Raw genomic sequence first — 16,424 nt, 5'->3', positions numbered from 1 at the left:
TTCGATGTCTTCGTCCACCACGACCCCGCCGAACGCGGAGGACATCATCGCCAGCCCGGCGGTCGAGGGTGATCTCAACGCCGAAATGCGCCAGGCCGCGAAGCCGTTCTCCCGCACCACGCTGGTGCTCGCTGGGCTCGTCGTGCTCGCGATCGCCTTCGGTGGCGGCGCCTGGACGCACGCCGCGTTCGGCTCGTCCTCGTCGGCGCCCACCCGGCCGGCGGGCGGCACCCAGAACGGCCAGCAGGCCGGCGCGGGCCAGCAGGGCGGCGGGTTCCGCGGCGGCCGCGGCACCACCGGCACGGTCGACCGCGTCGACGGCACCACGGTGTACGTCAAGACCGCGCAGGGCGACGACGTCAAGGTGTCCACATCGGACTCGACCACGGTCGGGGTGACCCAGCAGGGCAAGCTCTCGGACCTCAAGCCGGGCGCGACGGTCGTCGTCCAGGGCCAGGCCGGCAGCGACGGGACGGTGGCCGCGCAGGCCATCACCCAGCAGGCCGCGCGCTAGTTGAGGACGACGATCGCGGCGTTGAGCGCCGTCGCGTAGAAGATCCAGGCGAGGTAGGGCACCAGGAGCGCGGCGGCGGCCTTCGACCGCCGGCCGAACAGGACGATCGTCACCGCCACGACGACGTCCAGCAGCACGATGTCGGCCAGCGCGACCCGGGCCGCGCCGCTCTCGAAGAACAGCGGTGTCCAGAGCAGGTTGAACAGCAGGCCGATGCCGTACGCGGCGAACCCGCGGGTCTCGCCGTCGGTCCGCCAGTACAGCCAGCCGGCCACCGCGATGGTGACGTAGAGCACCGTCCACACCGGACCGAACAGGGACGGGGGCGCCGCCCACGACGGCTGCTCGAGCCGGGCGTAGACCTCGCGCGCCGACGTCGCCGCCAGGCCGCCGACCACGGCCACCACGGCGACGACCCCCGCGAACCCGGCCAGCATCAGCCACTGGTTGCGGTGCGGGGCGCGTTCGGTCACCGGCTGTTCCCCTCCCGGGCGGCTGCCCGCCATCCTATGCGGGTTTGGGACACTGGACCGGTGAGCACTGGAACCGAGCAGTCCAAGGCATGGTTCGACCGCGCGAAGACGGCCATCCCCGGCGGGGTGAACTCGCCGGTGCGGGCGTTCAACTCGGTCGGCGGGACCCCGCGCTTCATGGTCCGCGGCGAGGGCCCGCACCTGTGGGACGCCGACGGCAACCGGTACGTCGACCTGGTGTCCTCCTGGGGCCCGATGATCCTGGGCCACGCGCACCCGGCGGTGGTCGAGGCGGCGCGCACGGCGGCGACGTCCGGGCTCTCGTTCGGCACGCCGACGATCGGCGAGGTCGAGCTGGCCGAGGAGATCATCGGCCGGGTCGAGCCGGTCGAGCAGGTCCGGCTGGTCAACTCCGGCACCGAGGCCACGATGAGCGCGATCCGGCTGGCCCGGGGGTTCACCGGCCGGTCGAAGATCGTGAAGTTCGCCGGGTGTTACCACGGTCACGTCGACGCGCTGCTGGCCCAGGCCGGCTCCGGCGTCGCGACGCTCGGGCTGCCGACGTCGCCGGGCGTCACCGGGGCGCAGGCGGCGGACACGCTGGTGCTGCCCTACAACGACCTCGACGCCGTGCGGAAATCCTTTGTGGACAACCCGGGCGAAATCGCCGCGGTGATCACCGAGGCGGCGGCCGGGAACATGGGCGCGGTGGCGCCCGCCGACGGCTTCAACGCGGGGCTGCGCGAGCTGGCCCACGAGCACGGCGCGCTGCTGATCATGGACGAGGTGATGACCGGGTTCCGCGTCTCGCACGCGGGCTGGTTCGGCCTCGAAGGCGTGGCCGGCGACCTCTACACGTTCGGCAAGGTGATGTCCGGCGGGCTGCCGGCCGCGGCCTTCGGCGGCCGCGCCGACGTGATGGCCAAGCTCGCGCCGGGCGGGCCGGTCTACCAGGCCGGGACGCTGTCCGGGAACCCGGTCGCGGTGGCCACGGGCCTCGCGACGCTGCGGGCGGCCGACCACGCCGTGTACGCGGCTCTCGACGCCAACGCGAAGCGCCTCGGCAACCTGTTCCACGCCGCGCTGAGCGAAGCCGGGGTTGCGCACAACGTCCAGTACGCGGGCAACCTGGTGAGCGTGTTCTTCGGTGAGGAGCCGGTCCGCGACTACGTCGGCGCGCAGGCGTCCGAGACGTGGCGCTTCCCGCCGTTCTTCCACGCGTTGCTCGACGGAGGCGTGTACGCGCCGCCGAGCGCGTACGAGGCCTGGTTCGTCAACGCGGCCATGGACGACGAAGCGTTCTCGGTGATCGAAGCGGCTCTGCCCGCGGCGGCGCGCGCGGCGGCTGGGGCCGTCCAGTGACCACCGTCGTCCACATGCTGCGGCACGGCGAAGTGCACAACCCGACGAAGATCCTGTACGGCCGTCTGCCTGGCTACCGGCTTTCGGAGCGCGGGCAGCGGCAGGCGCTGACGGTCGCCGAGGCCGTCGCGGGGCACGACCTCGTGCACGTCGTCGCGTCGCCGTTGCAGCGGGCGCAGGAGACGGCGGCCCCGATCGCCGCCGCGCACCGGCTCGACATCGCGACCGACGACGGGCTGATCGAGGCGGGCAACCAGTTCGAGGGCCTGCAGGTGGCGGTCGGCGACGGCGCGCTGCGGGAGCCGAAGCACTGGCCGAAGCTGGTCAACCCGTTCAAGCCGTCGTGGGGCGAGCCGTACATCGAGATCGCGCACCGGATGCTCGGCGCGGTCCACCGGGCCCGCGAGGCGGCTGCCGGGCACGAGGCCCTGTGCGTGTCGCACCAGCTGCCGATCTGGACGTTGCGGCGGTTCCTCGAGGGCAAGCGCCTGTGGCACGACCCGCGGCGCCGCCAGTGCTCGCTGGCGTCCCTGACTTCGCTGGTGTTCGAGGGCGACGAGCTGCGCGAGATCGTCTACAGCGAGCCCGCGGGCGCGACCGACCCGAAGGTGACCGGGGCATGAAACGGCTGGTCGTCGGCCTGGTCGCGGCGCTCGCGCTGGCCGGCTGCAGCACGGGCAAGGACGCGGTGGTCCAGGGCAGCAGCTTCAGCTTCGTCTCGCCGGGCGGCAAGGTCGACATCACCTACGACGTCGCCCAGCGCCAGACGGCCCCGGTCCTGGCCGGCGAAGACCTGATGAACGAGGGCAAGCAGCTGTCGCTGGCGGACTACGGCGGCAAGGTCGTGGTGCTGAACCTGTGGGGCCAGTGGTGCGGGCCGTGCCGCACGGAGGCGCCGGAGATGGAATCGCTGGCCAAGCAGGGCGTCCAGGTGGTGGGCATCGACGTCCGCGACCCGTCGCGCGAGGTGGCTCAGGACTTCGTGCGGGACCGCGAGCTGACGTACCCGTCGATCTACGACCCGGACGGCCGCGTGCTGCTGAAGCTGAGCGGCTACCCGCGGAACATCATCCCGTCGACGATCGTCCTGGACAAGCAGCACCGCGTGGCGGCGGTGTTCCTGCGGCCGGTGCTGGCCCAGGACCTGCTCCCGGTGACCCAGCGGCTGACCGCGGAAGCCTGATCGGGGGCTTTTGCCGGTTTTTCACCGGAGCGACCGGTTTCTCGGCTAGATTTCCACATGATCGTTTTGCTCGACCCAGGGGAGAACTCGTGCTGAAGAAGCTTGCCGCCGCGGCGCTGATCGCGGCCGCCGCGACCACCACCGTGGCGGTACCGGCCTCGGCCGCGACCACGGCGGCGTCCGCGCCGGTCGCCGTCCAGGGGTTCACGCTGCTCAAGGAGCGGACGGGCTACGGCCGCGCGCTCCGCCTGTGGCTGAACACCGCCAACAACCAGGTCCACGCGAACCTGTCCGGTGCGCGGTACGGCGACAGGCTGTCGATCGGCAGCTGCTGCTACCCGTACACGACGTACGAGACGGTGACGAGCAACGGCCAATCCGAGCTCAACACGGGGGAGTACGGCAACTACGGCCCCAGCGTGAACGGCGTGTTCGCCGACGGCGGCGAGCTCCACTTCTGACCGCATCCGGAGGCGGGCGGGTGACGACCGAGGAAGTGCTCCAGGACCAGCCGCACCGCCGGGTCGTCCGCATCGGCGACACCGTCCGCCGTCCGGTTCACCCGCTGCTCCGGCACCTGGAGGACGTCGGCTTTCCGGCCGCGCCCCGGGTGCTGGGCATCGACGACGAGGGCCGCGAGGTGCTCACCTACCTGGCGGGCGAATCGGGCCCGCAAGGCTGGGCCAAGGTGGTCGGCGAAGACGGCCTGACCGCGTTCGCCCGGCTGCTGCGCGGCTACCACGACGCCGTGGCCGGCTTCCGGCTCGCCGGCGATCTCAGGTGGTTCACCGGCACCGGCACCGGCACCGGCGAGGTCGTCTGCCACGGCGACTTCGGCCCGTGGAACGTCGTCTGGCGGGGCGATCAGCCGGTCGGGATCCTGGACTGGGACTACGCCCGGCCCGCGCCCCGGCTCCACGACGTCGCCTACGCGCTGGAGTACGTCGCCCGTTCCGCGACGACGCCGACTGAGTGCGGAACCTCCGCCATCCGGCCGCCGGACGGAGGTGCTCGCCGAGGTGGCCGGCCGGTGCCGAACCGGGGCGGCGCGGCCCGCCCTTCCCTGGGGGAGTCCTCCCTGGTCCAGTCTATCGGCGAGGCACGACAAACCCGGCCGATCAGCGGCCTCCCGCCGCACCTGTCCACAGCCGCCGCGGATTGTGGGCAAACCCGGGCGGAGGCCGGAACCCGAGCTCGGGTGAAGCCGGTGCCTGCCCGCCCAATGGCCGGGGCCGGCCCGCCCAATGGCCGGGGCCGGCCCGCCCAATGGCCGGTGCCTGCCCGCCCAATGGCCGAGGCTGGCCCGCCCAATGGCCGGGGCCGGCCCGCCCAAGGCCGGAAGCCGGCCGGGACGAAGGTCCTGATCTGCTGTGACCGAGGTCCTGTGAAGCGGCCCCGGCGTTCTCACCAGGACCTCACTGCCTACCCTCAACGGGGTGAACTCCGTGACCGAGCTGGCGATCTCCGGGCCGCTGCTGCTCGCCGCGGGTGTCGCGCTGCTGGCCGGGGCCATCTCGTTCGCCTCCCCGTGCGTCGTGCCGCTCGTGCCGGGGTACCTCGCCTACCTCGCCGCTCTCGTCGGGGCCGATGCTCCCGCCGTCAAGGCCGATGAAGAGCGCAAGAACGGCCGGTGGGCCGTCGTCGGGGCCGCCCTTCTGTTCGTCCTCGGGTTCACCGTCGTGTTCGTCGCCACGCTCGGCACGCTCGTCTGGCTGACCGCGACCCTCACCCTCAACCAGGACCTGCTCCAGCGCATCGGCGGCGTCCTCACCATCGCCATGGCCTTCGTCTTCCTCGGCTGGATCCCCCGCCTGCAGCGCGAGGTGCGCTCGCACCACGTCCCGCGCGGCGGCGTCTGGGGTGCGCCGCTGCTCGGCGCCATCTTCGGCCTCGGCTGGACTCCCTGCATCGGGCCGACGCTGTCCGCCGTCACCACCCTGGCCAGCGCCACCGGCGGGGCCGCGGCCCGCGGGTACCTGCTGATCGCCGTCTACTGCCTCGGCCTGGGCCTGCCGTTCCTGCTCATCGCGCTCGGTGCACGGTGGGCCGTGCGGGCCACCGACTGGGTGCGGCGGCACGGCCGTCAGGTGCAGATCGTCGGCGGAGTCCTGCTGCTGATCGTCGGCGTCCTGCTGGTCACCGGCGTCTGGGGGGATCTGATGGGCTGGCTCCGCAACGAACTCGCCCTCGACCTGAGGCTGCCCCTGTGACGACGACCGAAGCACCCCCCAAGACGCCGCACCCCACGCCCGCCAAGCGCACCTTCGCCTTCCTGCGCAACACCTGGCGCGGCCTGACGTCCATGCGGACCGCGCTCGTCCTGCTGTTCCTCCTGGCCCTGGCCGCCCTGCCGGGCGCGCTCCTGCCGCAGCGGAAGCTCAACGCGCCCAAGGTCGACGACTACATCGCCGCGCACGGCTGGTGGGGGACGCTGCTCGACAAGCTCGAGTTCTACGACGTCTACTCCAGCATCTGGTTCTCGGCCATCTACCTGCTGCTGATGGTCTCGCTCGTCGGCTGCCTGACCCCGCGCAGCTTCGAGTACGTCAAGGCGATGCGCGCCAAGCCCGTGCTGACGCCGCGCAACCTGGCCCGGATGCCGCACTACCGGCTCGGCCGGGGCAAGACCGACGTCGCCGCCGAGGTCGCCGCCGCCCACAAGCAGCTCTCCGGCTGGCGCCGCGTCGAACGCGAGGAAGCCGGCGGCGTCCGGACCATCTCGGCCGAACGCGGGTTCCTGCGCGAGACCGGCAACCTGCTCTTCCACTTCAGCATGCTCGGGCTGATCGTCTTCTTCGCCCTCGGCAAGCTCTACAGCTACGAAGGCCAGGTCATCGTCCAGGCCGACGGCAGCACCTTCTGCAACGCCGGCATCTACAACTACGACTCGTTCAACGCGGGCCTGGACGTCGACGGCACCGACCTCAACCCGTTCTGCGTGAAGGTGAACGACTTCACCGCCCGCTACACCGACGCCGGCCAGCCGGACTACTACCACTCGAACATCGAGTACCAGTCCGGCGCGGACCTGGACACGGGCACCTGGCGCCCGTACGGCCTCGAGGTCAACTCGCCGCTGCGCACCGCCGGCGACCGCGTCTACCTGCTCGGGCACGGCTACTCGCCGAAGTTCACCGTCACCTTCCCGGACGGCTCGCAGCGCACCCAGAACACGCAGTGGCGCACGGTCGACCCGGGCACCATGCTCGCCGAGGGCGCGACGAAGTTCGACCAGCCCGGCATCACCGACGAGGTCCAGCGGCGGACCCGGCAGCTGGCCATCACCGGCCTGTTCGCCCCGACCGCGTTCCTGCACGGCAGCGTCCTGACGTCGTCGGCGCCCGAGGCGAACGACCCGGCCGTCGCCGTCGACGTCCTGCGCGGTGACCTGGGCCTCGACGCCGGGCGCGGGCAGTCCGTCTTCTCGGTCGACCAGTCGCTCGTCGACGACGGCAGGCTGAAGAAGGTCGCCCGGCAGAACCTGAAGGTCGGCGAGGAGCTCAAGCTCGACGACGGCACGAAGATCCGCTTCGACGGCGTCGGCCAGTGGGTCTCGCTGCAGATCTCGCACGACCCCACCCAGGGGTTCGTGCTCGGCTTCGCCATCGCGATGTTCGTCGGCCTCGGCGCGTCCCTGCTGGTCAAGCGCCGCCGGCTGTGGGTGCGGGTGAAGCCGGGAACCGAGGACGAGCCGGGTACCGTGATCGAGGTCGCCGGGCTGGCCCGCACCGACCAGGCCGGGTACGGCGAAGAGTTCCACCGGGTCAGCGAACGCCTGATCAGTGGGCAGAAGGGCTGAGGCATGCCGATCAACGAGACGCTGTCGACCTACAGCGACTGGCTGTACACCACCGCCGCGGCGATCTACGTCGTCGCGCTGATGTTCACCCTGGTCGAGCAGGGCTTCGGCGCCAAGGGACGGCTCGCCACCGAGCGCGCCAAGCTGCGGGCGCGCGAGCTCGTTGGCGCCGGCGGACCGCCGGTCGAGGAGGTCCCCGCCGCGCAGCGCGAGGTCGGCCGCCCGGAGCGGATCGGCCGGATGGGCGCGGCGCTGCTCGTGCTCGGCGCGCTGCTGCAGCTGACGGCGATCGTGCTGCGCGGCCTCGCCGTGCACCGCGCGCCGTGGGGCAACATGTACGAGTACGGCATGGCCGTTACCTTCATCACGGTGCTGACCTGGCTGATCGTGCTGTGGAAGTTCCCGGTCCGGCACCTGACCGGCTTCCTGCTGCTGCCCGTCGTGATCCTGATGTTCATCAACGGCACGCTGCTGTACACGACCGCGGCGCCGGTGCAGCCCGCGCTGCAGTCGTACTGGCTGGTCATCCACGTCGCGGCGGCCATCATCGGCTCCGGCGTCTTCCTGGTCCCGGGCGTCGCGAGCGTGCTGTACCTGTTCCGCGCGGCACACGACAAGGACACCACGAAGTTCGCCCGGTTCGCCCCGAAGCTGCCCGCGGCCGACGTCCTCGACCGGATCGCCTACCGGACCACCATCTTCGCCTTCCCGGTGTTCACCTTCGGCGTGCTCTGCGGCGCGGTGTGGGCGGAGTCGGCGTGGGGCCGGTTCTGGGGCTGGGACCCGAAGGAGACCTGCGCGTTCATCGCCTGGGTCGTCTACGCGGCCTACCTGCACTCGCGCGCGACCGCGGGCTGGCGCGGCGCGCGGGCCGCGATCATCAACATCGTCGGGTTCGCCGCGATGATCTTCAACCTGTTCTTCGTGAACCTCGTCTCGGTCGGCCTGCACTCCTACGCCGGGGTGGGCTGAGCATCCCGCGCGTCCGCCGACTACCGTCGACACCGGGGGACTGTGTGTCAGGCGGAGTGCGCGGAGGTTTTCACCGGTGACCGGACCCAGCGAAGAATCGGCTCCTGGCCACCCCGAACAGGCCGCTGCGGCACCGCAGCCGGGCCTGTTCGCCGACGACCGGACGGACTCGCACCCGCACCCCGAGACGTCGGGGGCGTTCGACGTGCAGCCGACGCAGGCCGTCGCGCCGCCGCCCAACCCGGCGGTTTCGGGCCCGCACCAGGTGCCGAACCCGGCCGTGTCGGGGCCGCACCAGGTGCCCTACGGCTACGACCAGAACCTCCCGCCGCTGCAGCCGCAGTACGGCGACCCGGCGCAGCAGTACCAGGCCAACGCCCAGTACCCGCCGCAGCAGCCGTCCGGCCTGCCGCAGCCCCAGGGCGGCCGGCACGCGGCGCCCCAGCCGGGCCCGGGCCACGACCTGTCGACCGCGCACCTGGTCAAGCAGACCCGGCGGCCGCCGCAGTCGGGCTGGCGCAAGGCGGTCTACGTCGGCACCGGGAAGCTGGTCAACCCGGGGGAGAGCCCGGCGGACACCCGCCGCCGCGAGCTCATCGCCCGTGTCAACCAGCCGCTTCGCGGGTGCTACAAGATCGCGATGCTGTCGCTCAAGGGCGGCGTCGGCAAGACCACGGTGACGACGACGCTGGGCTCGACGTTCGCCTCCCTGCGCGGTGACCGCGTGGTGGCGGTGGACGCCAACCCGGACCGCGGCACGCTGTCGCAGAAGATCCCCCTGGAAACGACGGCGACGGTCCGCCACCTGCTGCGCGATGCGGCCCGCATCACCCGCTACAGCGACGTCCGGTCGTACACCTCGCAGGGCTCGAGCCGGCTGGAGATCCTGGCGAGCGAGCAGGACCCGGCCGTGTCGGAGGCGTTCTCCGAGGACGACTACCGGCGCACGGTCAACCTGCTGGAGCACTTCTACAACATCGTGCTCACCGACTGCGGGACCGGCTTGATGCACTCGGCGATGAAGGGCGTCCTGGACGTGGCGGACGCGCTGGTGGTGGTCTCGTCCGGTTCGGTCGACGGCGCCCGCAGCGCCTCGGCGACCCTGGACTGGCTGGAGGCGCACGGCTACGGCGAGCTGGTCAAGCGCTCGGTGGCGGTGATCAACTCGGTCCGCCCCAAGGGCGGGTCCGTCGACCTCGACAAGCTGTCGGCCCACTTCGGCGCAAAGGTCCGCGCGGTCTGCAAGGTCCCGTTCGACCCGCACCTGGAGGAGGGCGCGGAGATCGAGCTGGACCGCCTGTCGGGCGACACCCGCCTTGCGCTCCTCGAGCTGGCGGCGACGGTCGCCGATGGCTTCGCGACGCCGCTTTCGCAGGGTTACCGCTGACCGGACCCGCGTGCTCCGGCCCGTCACCCGCGTGATCAGAGACGGAAGTCACCTGATCGGGGGTCGGAACTCGCGAGTTGCGGCGCCGATCACCCGAGATCCGGGCCCGTCACGCGGGTGACGGGCCCGATCACGTGAGTTCCGGGTGAGCGGAGGCCGGTGAAAGTAAAGGGCGGGTCAGCCGTCTTCGTCCCGGCGTTTGCGCTGCTGTTCGGCCAGCTGGCGCAGGAAGTCGGGGTCGTCGTCCGGGGCGAGGGGGGCGCGGCGCGGAGCCGAGGGCACCCCGACCCGCTGGCCGGCGAACGACCGCCACAGGAGCAGGGCGACGACCAGCGCGCCGACCGCCGCGAGCAGAGCGAGCATGCCGGATCCTTCCGTATGGCTGCCTGTCCCCCGAGGTTAACCGGTCCGGCCGTGTGATGGGCCTGAAGCCGACCCGGTGGAGCACGAAAGGCCGTGCCGGGGACGGGGTGGTTCCCGTACCCGACACGGCCCTGACGTCCGTCTGGTTCAGGCGGTGCGCGCCGGTTCGCTGGCGTCGGTGGTCAGCTCGGCGAGGAGCTCGTTCACCTCGGACTCCCGGAACCGCCGGTGCCCGCCCGGGGTCCGGATCGAGCCGATCCGCCCCGCGGTCGCCCACCGCGTCACCGTCTTGGGGTCCACTCGGAACAGCGCTGCCACCTCGCCAGGGGTGAGCAGGCGTCCGCCCATCGTCGCGGTCATTTTCCGCCTCCTTAACGAACTCACTGCTATACCGGAGGCGTCCGGGCCCTTCTGCCCGTCGCGCCGGGGTAGCCAACAAGGCAATCGTTGCACTTCACCCGTCGGGTACTCGAACGGTTGTCTCCGAGTAAAGAGCCCTTAAAGGTCAAAACGGACAGGTTGTTTACGGACGGCAACTACCCTGCGGTGATCTGACGTGCGCGGACGGCCCTCCCTTGGCCACCGGCGGCCAGGCGTGGTGCCAATGGGGGATTGTCCAACCGCATAGAGTGATCCCGTGGATCAGTTGGACCGGAAGATCATCGCAGCGTTGCGCATCAACGGACGGGCCACTTACGCCGACCTCGGACGGGCCGTCGGGCTCTCCGCGTCATCGGTGCACGAGCGCGTGGGCAAGCTGGAAGCCGCCGGCGTGATCACCGGCTACCACGCGGTCGTCGACCCCAGTTCCGTCGGCCTCGGCGTCACCGCCCTCGTCAGCATCCACCCCACGGACACCGCCACCGAGGACGACGTCGCCGACGCCCTCGCCGAGCTCGACGAGGTCGAGAGCTGCTACGCGGTGGCCGGCGACGAGGCGTTCGTCGTCAAGGTGCGGGTGCCGACCGTCGACGAGCTGGAACGCACGCTGGGCCGGCTGCGCCGCATCCCCGGCGTCGGCCGGACGAACACCACCGTGGTGCTCTCGACCCGGTTCGAGGGCCGCCCGAACAACGCGGGCCTGCAGAAGGACCGGCCGGGCGGGGCGTAGCCTGCGTTGGTGTGAGCGACGAGAAGCCCCCGCAGCTGGCCCGTGACCTGACGCTGTACCTGCTGGCGCGGTTCGTGCTGGTCGGGGTGATCGCGTGGGCGCTGTCCCTGACCGGGGTGCCGCTGCTGGTCGCCCTGCTGATCGGCCTGGTCGTCGGGCTGCCGCTCGGCCTGCTGCTGTTCCGGCCGCTCAACGCCCGCGTGACCGCCGGGCTGGCGAAGCGCAACGAGAAGCGGGCCCGCGCCCGGGCCGAGCTGCGCGCGCAGCTGCGCGGCGACACCGCCGGGCAGTCCGAGTGAGCCGCCTCCACAGCCGCAGCTGGGTCCGCGAGGCCGTCCGGATCATCGAGGCCGACGCCAACCGCAGCGCCGACACGCACCTGCACGTCTTCCCGCTGCCCCCGGAGTGGGGCATCGACCTCTACCTCAAGGACGAGTCGGTGCACCCGACCGGCTCGCTGAAGCACCGGCTGGCCCGGTCGCTGTTCCTCTACGGGCTGGTCAACGGCCAGATCGGGCCGGACACCGTGCTCGTCGAGGCCTCCAGCGGCTCGACCGCGGTGTCCGAGGCCTACTTCGCCCGGATGCTGGGCCTGCGCTTCATCACCGTCGTGCCGCGGCGCACGTCGAAGGAGAAGGTCGCGCTCATCGAGTTCTACGGCGGCGAATGCCACTTCGTCGACGAAGCCCCGGCGATGTACCCCGAGGCGGAACGGCTCGCGGCCGAGTGCGGCGGGCACTACCTCGACCAGTTCACCTACGCCGAGCGCGCGACGGACTGGCGCGGCAACAACAACATCGCCGAGTCGGTGTTCGCGCAGATGCGCTCGGAGCGCCACCCGATCCCGAAGTGGATCGTCGTGGGGGCGGGCACCGGCGGCACGAGCGCGACCTTCGGCCGGTACGTCCGCTACAAGCGCCACACGACGAAGATCTGCGTCGTCGACCCGGAGAACTCGTCGTTCTACGGCGCCTGGGAGACCGGGGCGCTGGACTACGGCACCGGCATGCCGTCGCGGATCGAGGGCATCGGGCGGCCGCGCTGCGAGCCGTCGTTCGTGCCCGGCGTCATCGACGAGATGTTCCAGATCCCGGACGCCGGGTCGCTGGCGGCCATCCGGCTGCTGCGCGAGCGGACCGGCCACTGGGCGGGCGGCTCGACCGGCACCAACCTCTACGGCGCCTTCCGGCTCATCTCGCGGATGGTCGAAGACGGCCAGGCGGGCAGCGTCGTGACGCTGCTGTGCGACGGCGGCGAGCGGTACGCGCACACCTACTACAACGACGAGTGGCTGGCCCAGCAGAACCTGGACATCGCGCCGCACACGGCGTTGTTCGAGGAGTTCCTGGCCACCGGGAAGTTCCCGGAGCTCTAGAGGTTCAGGCAGATCGCCGTGACCACGGCCCACAGCAGCATGGCCAGGCCGGTGTCCCGCAGCGCCGGGATCAGCTCGCGCCCGGTCTTCCCGCCGTGGACCGCGCCGACCGCGGGGAGCAGCAGGCCGATGGTCAGCACGGCCAGCGCCGCCAGCCCGTAGCCGGTGACCGCCAGGACCGCGCTGAGCACGTACGGCACGGCGATCAGCGCCAGGTAGAGCCGCCGGGTGCCCTGGTCACCCAGGCGGGTGGCCAGGGTGCGCTTGCCGGACTCGATGTCCGTCGGGATGTCGCGCAGGTTGTTGGCCGTCAGGACCGCCGTCGAGAAGCAGCCGACGGCGACCGCGCAGGCCAGCGCCGCCCAGCTCACCCGGCCCGCCTGGACGTACACCGTGCCCAGCACGCCGGCCAGGCCGAAGAACACGAAGACGGCGATCTCGCCGAAGCCGTAGTAGCCGTAGGGCTTATTGCCGCCGGTGTAGAACCACGCGCCGAGGATGCACAGCGCGCCCATGCCCAGAAGCCACCAGTGGCCGCTGACGGCCACCAGGACCAGCCCCAGCACCCCGGCGAGACCCAGCGAGACCAGCGCGGCGGTGAGCACGGCCTTCGGGGCGGCGACCTTCGAACCGACCAGCCGCAGCGGGCCGACGCGGTTCTCGTCGGTGCCGCGGATGCCGTCGGAGTAGTCGTTGGCGTAGTTGACGCCGACGATCAGCGAGAGCGAGACCAGCAGCGCCAGCGCCGAACGCCACCAGGAGAACGCGTCCAGCGCGATCGCCGCGCCGACGCCCGCCACCACCGGCGCCACCGCGTTGGGCAGCGTCCGCGGCCGGGCCCCTTCGATCCACTCGCTCAAGCTCGCCATGGCGCCATTCAACGCCATCTCGATCAGTGCGCCGAGGGGAGCCCGGACCGGGCGCCGTCCAGGGCGTCGAGCTCCCGCCGGACGCGCTCGGCGTCGTGCGTGCGGCCCTGCTGCCGGAACAGCTCGAGCGCTTCCTGCCACGCCGCACGGGCCTGGTCGTGGTGGCCGAGCGCGGCGTGGGGCAGCCCGAGGCAGCTGAGGGTGTCGGCCACCTGGAAGGTGTTGCCGCGCTCCCGGTAGACCGTCAGGGCGCGCTGGTAGTAGTCGATCGCGGCGGCGTGGTGGCCGGTGTGGTGCTCGATGTAGCCGAGGCTGTCGAGCGTGTCCGCTTCGCCGTCGGATTCGCCGTGCCGCCGGTGGAGGGCCAGCGCGGCCGTGCAGTGGCTGCGCGCGGTCTCGAAGTCGCCGGTCCGGGCGGCGAACCAGCCCACCTGGTTGAGCTCGCGCGCCTCCCACACCGGCCGGTCCAGGGTCCGGAAGACCGCCAGCGCCCGGGTGGCGTGCTCCAGGGCCTGCCGGTCGTCGCCGCGCAGCTGCCACACCCACGAGAGCCCGTGGTGGATCAGGCCCTCTTCGGTCGGGTCCTCGTGCTTGGCGGCGAGGGCGGCGGCTTCACCGAGGTGCTCGACCGCCTCGTCGTGCCGCCGGAAGTACATGAAGACGTCGCCGATCAGCCGATGGGCGCGGATGTGCACGGACGGGTCGGACAGGTGCTCGGTGGCCTCCAGCGCGGCCTGCCACACCACGAGCCGGTCGTGCAGCATGCCCCGCCGGTTCTGGAACGTGTGCAGGCTCCACGCCAGGTGCCACACGACGTCGTGCCGGCCGAGGCCCGCGGCGGCGCGCTGGGCGGCCAGCAGGTTGGCGTGCTCGGCGTCGAACCACGCCATGGCTTCCGCATCGTCGGACGGCGAGCCCGGTTCGACGCCGGGTGCGGGGGCGGCGAGCCGGACGGCCTGGCGGTGCGGATCCACCCGGTGGTCGGCCGCGTGCGCGGTGTGGGCGTAGAAGTCGAGCACCCGGTCCAGCGCGGCTCGACGCTCGCCGAGCGGGAGGTCCCGCTCGGCGGTGGCCGTGGCGTAGTCGCGGATGAGGTCGTGCATCGCGTACCGGCCGCCGGCGCGGCGGGTCAGCAGCGAGGCCTCCTCCAGCATGCTGAGCACCTTGGCGGTCCGCCGCGGTGGCGAACCGGCGAGCGCGGCCGCGGCGGGCAGCCCGATGTCCGCTCCGGGCGCGGTGCCGAGCAGGGCGAACAAGGTGCGCTGTTCGCCGGTGAGGGCCCGCAGGGACCACGACAGCACCGTCGGCAGGCTGACCGTGGGATCGTCGTGGTCGAGCGCGTCGAGGCCGAGGTCACGCAGTTCGGCGGCGAACTCGGCGAGCGGGATGTGGGGCCGGGTGTGCGCGTGGCGGCTCATGATGGCCAGCGCCAGCGGGTAGCGCCCGCACAGGCTGATCAGCGCTTCGGCCGCGGCCGGCTCGGCGGCGATCCGGGGCTCGCCGAGGCGTTCGGCCAGCAGCGCGTGCGCCTCCCCGTGGCTGAGGATGTCGAGCTGGAGGTGCCGGGCGCCGTAGCGCGTGATCAGCGGGGCGAGGTGCCGCCGGCTGGTGACGACGGTCGTGCAGGCCGGGCTGCCCGGCAGCAGCGGCACCACCTGCTCGGCGTCCGCCGCGTTGTCCAGCACGACCAGCATCCGCTTGCCGTCGACGAGCTTCCGGTACAACGCGACCTGGGCGTCCGGCTCGGGCGGGATGCGGCTGGGGACGACACCCAGCGCGCCGAGGAACCCGCGCACCACGACGGATGGGTCGAGCGGGGCACCGGCCGAGGAGAACCCGTGCAGGTCGGCGAACAGCCGGCCGTCCGGGAACCGGTCGCGGTGCGCGTGCGCCCAGTGCAGGACCAGCCAGGTCTTGCCGACCCCGCCGGCGCCGGCCAGCGCGGAAATCTGGACCACCCGGCTCACGTCCGCCTCGGGGCGGGACGCGGCGGTGAGCGCGGCGAGCTCGTCGGCGCGGCCGATGAACGACGGCGGCGCCGCGGGGAAGTGGTGCGGCACCGCGTCGGCGCCGGGCAGCGTGCCCGCCGGTGCCGCGGTCAGGTCCGGGTCGCCGCGGAGGACCCGCAGGTGCAGCTCCCGCAGCGGCGGGCTGGGGTCGGCGCCCAGCTCCCGGACGAGCCGTCGCCGCAGCTGCTCGTAGTGGTCGAGGGCGTCGGCCTGGCGGCCGCAGCGGTACAGGGCCAGCACGACCTGACCGGCGAGGCGCTCGTCCAGGGGGTGCTCGCGGGTCCGCACCGTCAGCTCCGGCAGCAGTTCGGCGTGCCGGCCTTGGCGCAGGCACACGTCGGCGTGGTCGAGTTCCGCCGCCCACTGTTCGGCCCGCAGGTCACGGCGCAGCTCGTCGGCCCACGGGGTGCCGACGTCGGCCAGCGCTTCCCCGCGCCAGAGCTCGCGGGCCCGCTCGAAGAGGCCGGCGGCGGCCTCGTCGTCTTCGGCCTCGCGGGCCTCGGCCACGAGCCGGCGGAACCGGTGCAGGTCGACCGCGTCGGGGTCGACGCGCGGGAAGTAGCCGCCGCCGAGCCGCTCGATCTCCAGGCCGCCGCCCGCCAGAACGCCACGCAGCCGGGACAGGTAGCTGTAGAGCGTGTCGCGCGCCCGCAGCGGCGGGTTGTCCGCCCACACGCGGTCGATCAGCTGGTCGACCGGCACCAGCCGGTTCGCGTCGGCGAGCAGCGCCGCCAGCACCGATCGCTGCCGGACCGGCCCGAGCTCCACTTGCCTTCCGTCCTGGCGGGCTTCGATCGTGCCCAGCACCCGGAACTCCACCCCTGCGCCCTCCCTGCGGCCACCGGGCCCGTGCCCGGCCGGCACCGCATTCGACCAGCTCTTTCAAGCGGTCTGCAAGGTTTCGCCACGATGCTTACGGCAAGGTGGTGGACACACCGCGTGAGCGGTCGGGGAAGCACCGGCCGGGACCGTGCCGCCGAGGGGGCGGTGCGGTCCCGGTTCGCCCA

The 16,424-nt window shown here is 72.3% G+C and carries 19 protein-coding genes; 13 read left to right on the top strand and 6 right to left on the bottom strand.

The window, feature by feature from the left end; genetic code table 11:
• The first annotated feature begins 4 nt into the window (after nucleotides 1-4).
• Nucleotides 5-514: a hypothetical protein gene (locus tag H5965_RS03795; RefSeq protein WP_310967903.1), complete on the top strand. Its 510-nt coding sequence runs from the start codon at nucleotides 5-7 to the stop codon at nucleotides 512-514.
• On the opposite strand, the gene H5965_RS03790 is transcribed toward H5965_RS03795, so the two are convergent.
• Nucleotides 511-987, bottom strand: a complete 477-nt coding sequence (locus H5965_RS03790; protein ID WP_310967902.1) for a TspO/MBR family protein — start codon at nucleotides 985-987, stop codon at nucleotides 511-513. The genes H5965_RS03795 and H5965_RS03790 overlap by 4 nt on opposite strands.
• Nucleotides 988-1,047: 60 nt before the next feature.
• Between H5965_RS03790 and hemL the strand changes: the two genes are divergently transcribed.
• From hemL to H5965_RS03770, 4 genes are all read left to right on the top strand, one after another.
• Nucleotides 1,048-2,349, top strand: a complete 1,302-nt coding sequence (gene hemL, locus H5965_RS03785; RefSeq protein ID WP_310967901.1) for a glutamate-1-semialdehyde 2,1-aminomutase — start codon at nucleotides 1,048-1,050, stop codon at nucleotides 2,347-2,349.
• A complete protein-coding gene (locus H5965_RS03780) occupies nucleotides 2,346-2,972 on the top strand; it encodes a histidine phosphatase family protein (protein WP_310967900.1) in 627 nt (208 codons plus the stop codon). The genes hemL and H5965_RS03780 overlap by 4 nt, the downstream gene beginning before the upstream one ends.
• Nucleotides 2,969-3,532, top strand: a complete 564-nt coding sequence (locus H5965_RS03775; protein ID WP_310967899.1) for a redoxin domain-containing protein — start codon at nucleotides 2,969-2,971, stop codon at nucleotides 3,530-3,532. The genes H5965_RS03780 and H5965_RS03775 overlap by 4 nt, the downstream gene beginning before the upstream one ends.
• An 89-nt stretch (nucleotides 3,533-3,621) precedes the next feature.
• Nucleotides 3,622-3,993: a hypothetical protein gene (locus tag H5965_RS03770; RefSeq protein WP_310967898.1), complete on the top strand. Its 372-nt coding sequence runs from the start codon at nucleotides 3,622-3,624 to the stop codon at nucleotides 3,991-3,993.
• On the opposite strand, the gene H5965_RS03765 is transcribed toward H5965_RS03770, so the two are convergent.
• Nucleotides 3,939-4,358, bottom strand: coding sequence for a hypothetical protein (locus H5965_RS03765; protein ID WP_310967897.1), 420 nt, complete (start codon nucleotides 4,356-4,358; stop codon nucleotides 3,939-3,941). The two genes, H5965_RS03770 and H5965_RS03765, sit on opposite strands and share 55 nt — an antisense overlap.
• Between H5965_RS03765 and H5965_RS46110 the strand changes: the two genes are divergently transcribed.
• The 5 genes from H5965_RS46110 (at nucleotide 4,281) to H5965_RS03745 (ending at nucleotide 9,690) form a co-directional block, all read left to right on the top strand.
• The gene (locus H5965_RS46110; protein WP_396136875.1) at nucleotides 4,281-5,144 is read left to right on the top strand and encodes a phosphotransferase; all 864 of its coding nucleotides are present in this window, start codon (nucleotides 4,281-4,283) and stop codon (nucleotides 5,142-5,144) included. The genes H5965_RS03765 and H5965_RS46110 overlap by 78 nt on opposite strands.
• Entirely contained in the window at nucleotides 5,029-5,742 is a 714-nt protein-coding gene (locus tag H5965_RS03760) for a cytochrome c biogenesis CcdA family protein (RefSeq protein WP_396136874.1), read from the top strand. Before H5965_RS46110 ends, H5965_RS03760 begins: the two co-directional genes overlap by 116 nt.
• A complete protein-coding gene (locus tag H5965_RS03755) occupies nucleotides 5,739-7,331 on the top strand; it encodes a cytochrome c biogenesis protein ResB (protein WP_310967895.1) in 1,593 nt (530 codons plus the stop codon). The genes H5965_RS03760 and H5965_RS03755 overlap by 4 nt, the downstream gene beginning before the upstream one ends.
• A 3-nt stretch (nucleotides 7,332-7,334) precedes the next feature.
• Nucleotides 7,335-8,303, top strand: a complete 969-nt coding sequence (gene ccsB, locus H5965_RS03750; protein WP_310967894.1) for a c-type cytochrome biogenesis protein CcsB — start codon at nucleotides 7,335-7,337, stop codon at nucleotides 8,301-8,303.
• A gap of 76 nt (nucleotides 8,304-8,379) precedes the next feature.
• Nucleotides 8,380-9,690 carry an AAA family ATPase gene (locus H5965_RS03745; RefSeq protein ID WP_310967893.1) on the top strand — a complete coding sequence of 437 codons (1,311 nt, stop codon included), beginning with the start codon at nucleotides 8,380-8,382 and terminating at the stop codon, nucleotides 9,688-9,690.
• 177 nt (nucleotides 9,691-9,867) lie between these two features.
• On the opposite strand, the gene H5965_RS03740 is transcribed toward H5965_RS03745, so the two are convergent.
• Nucleotides 9,868-10,053 carry a hypothetical protein gene (locus tag H5965_RS03740; RefSeq protein ID WP_310967892.1) on the bottom strand — a complete coding sequence of 62 codons (186 nt, stop codon included), beginning with the start codon at nucleotides 10,051-10,053 and terminating at the stop codon, nucleotides 9,868-9,870.
• 147 nt (nucleotides 10,054-10,200) lie between these two features.
• Nucleotides 10,201-10,413, bottom strand: a complete 213-nt coding sequence (locus H5965_RS03735) for a BldC family transcriptional regulator (protein WP_086837800.1) — start codon at nucleotides 10,411-10,413, stop codon at nucleotides 10,201-10,203.
• A 277-nt stretch (nucleotides 10,414-10,690) separates the two neighbouring features.
• On the opposite strand from H5965_RS03735, the gene H5965_RS03730 reads away from it, so the two are divergent.
• Genes H5965_RS03730 through H5965_RS03720 form a run of 3 tightly spaced genes read left to right on the top strand, consistent with a single transcriptional unit; the run spans nucleotide 10,691 to nucleotide 12,539 of the window.
• Nucleotides 10,691-11,164: an Lrp/AsnC family transcriptional regulator gene (locus tag H5965_RS03730; protein WP_310967891.1), complete on the top strand. Its 474-nt coding sequence runs from the start codon at nucleotides 10,691-10,693 to the stop codon at nucleotides 11,162-11,164.
• 11 nt (nucleotides 11,165-11,175) lie between these two features.
• The gene (locus tag H5965_RS03725; RefSeq protein WP_310967890.1) at nucleotides 11,176-11,463 is read left to right on the top strand and encodes a DUF4229 domain-containing protein; all 288 of its coding nucleotides are present in this window, start codon (nucleotides 11,176-11,178) and stop codon (nucleotides 11,461-11,463) included.
• Nucleotides 11,460-12,539, top strand: coding sequence for a PLP-dependent cysteine synthase family protein (locus H5965_RS03720; protein ID WP_310967889.1), 1,080 nt, complete (start codon nucleotides 11,460-11,462; stop codon nucleotides 12,537-12,539). Before H5965_RS03725 ends, H5965_RS03720 begins: the two co-directional genes overlap by 4 nt.
• Here the strand turns inward: H5965_RS03720 and H5965_RS03715 are convergent.
• Together H5965_RS03715 and H5965_RS03710 are read right to left on the bottom strand one after the other, a co-directional pair.
• Nucleotides 12,536-13,408, bottom strand: coding sequence for a 1,4-dihydroxy-2-naphthoate polyprenyltransferase (locus tag H5965_RS03715; RefSeq protein WP_310967888.1), 873 nt, complete (start codon nucleotides 13,406-13,408; stop codon nucleotides 12,536-12,538). The two genes, H5965_RS03720 and H5965_RS03715, sit on opposite strands and share 4 nt — an antisense overlap.
• A 23-nt stretch (nucleotides 13,409-13,431) precedes the next feature.
• Nucleotides 13,432-16,236: a BTAD domain-containing putative transcriptional regulator gene (locus tag H5965_RS03710; protein ID WP_310967887.1), complete on the bottom strand. Its 2,805-nt coding sequence runs from the start codon at nucleotides 16,234-16,236 to the stop codon at nucleotides 13,432-13,434.
• Nucleotides 16,237-16,424: the final 188 nt, after the last annotated feature.

It is taken from the genome of Amycolatopsis sp. 505, from assembly GCF_031625235.1.
In the GTDB taxonomy this organism is placed as follows: Bacteria; Actinomycetota; Actinomycetes; order Mycobacteriales; family Pseudonocardiaceae; genus Amycolatopsis.
The sequence above is the reverse complement of the archived record's forward strand: the minus strand, read 5'-3'. Positions and strand labels throughout refer to the sequence as shown.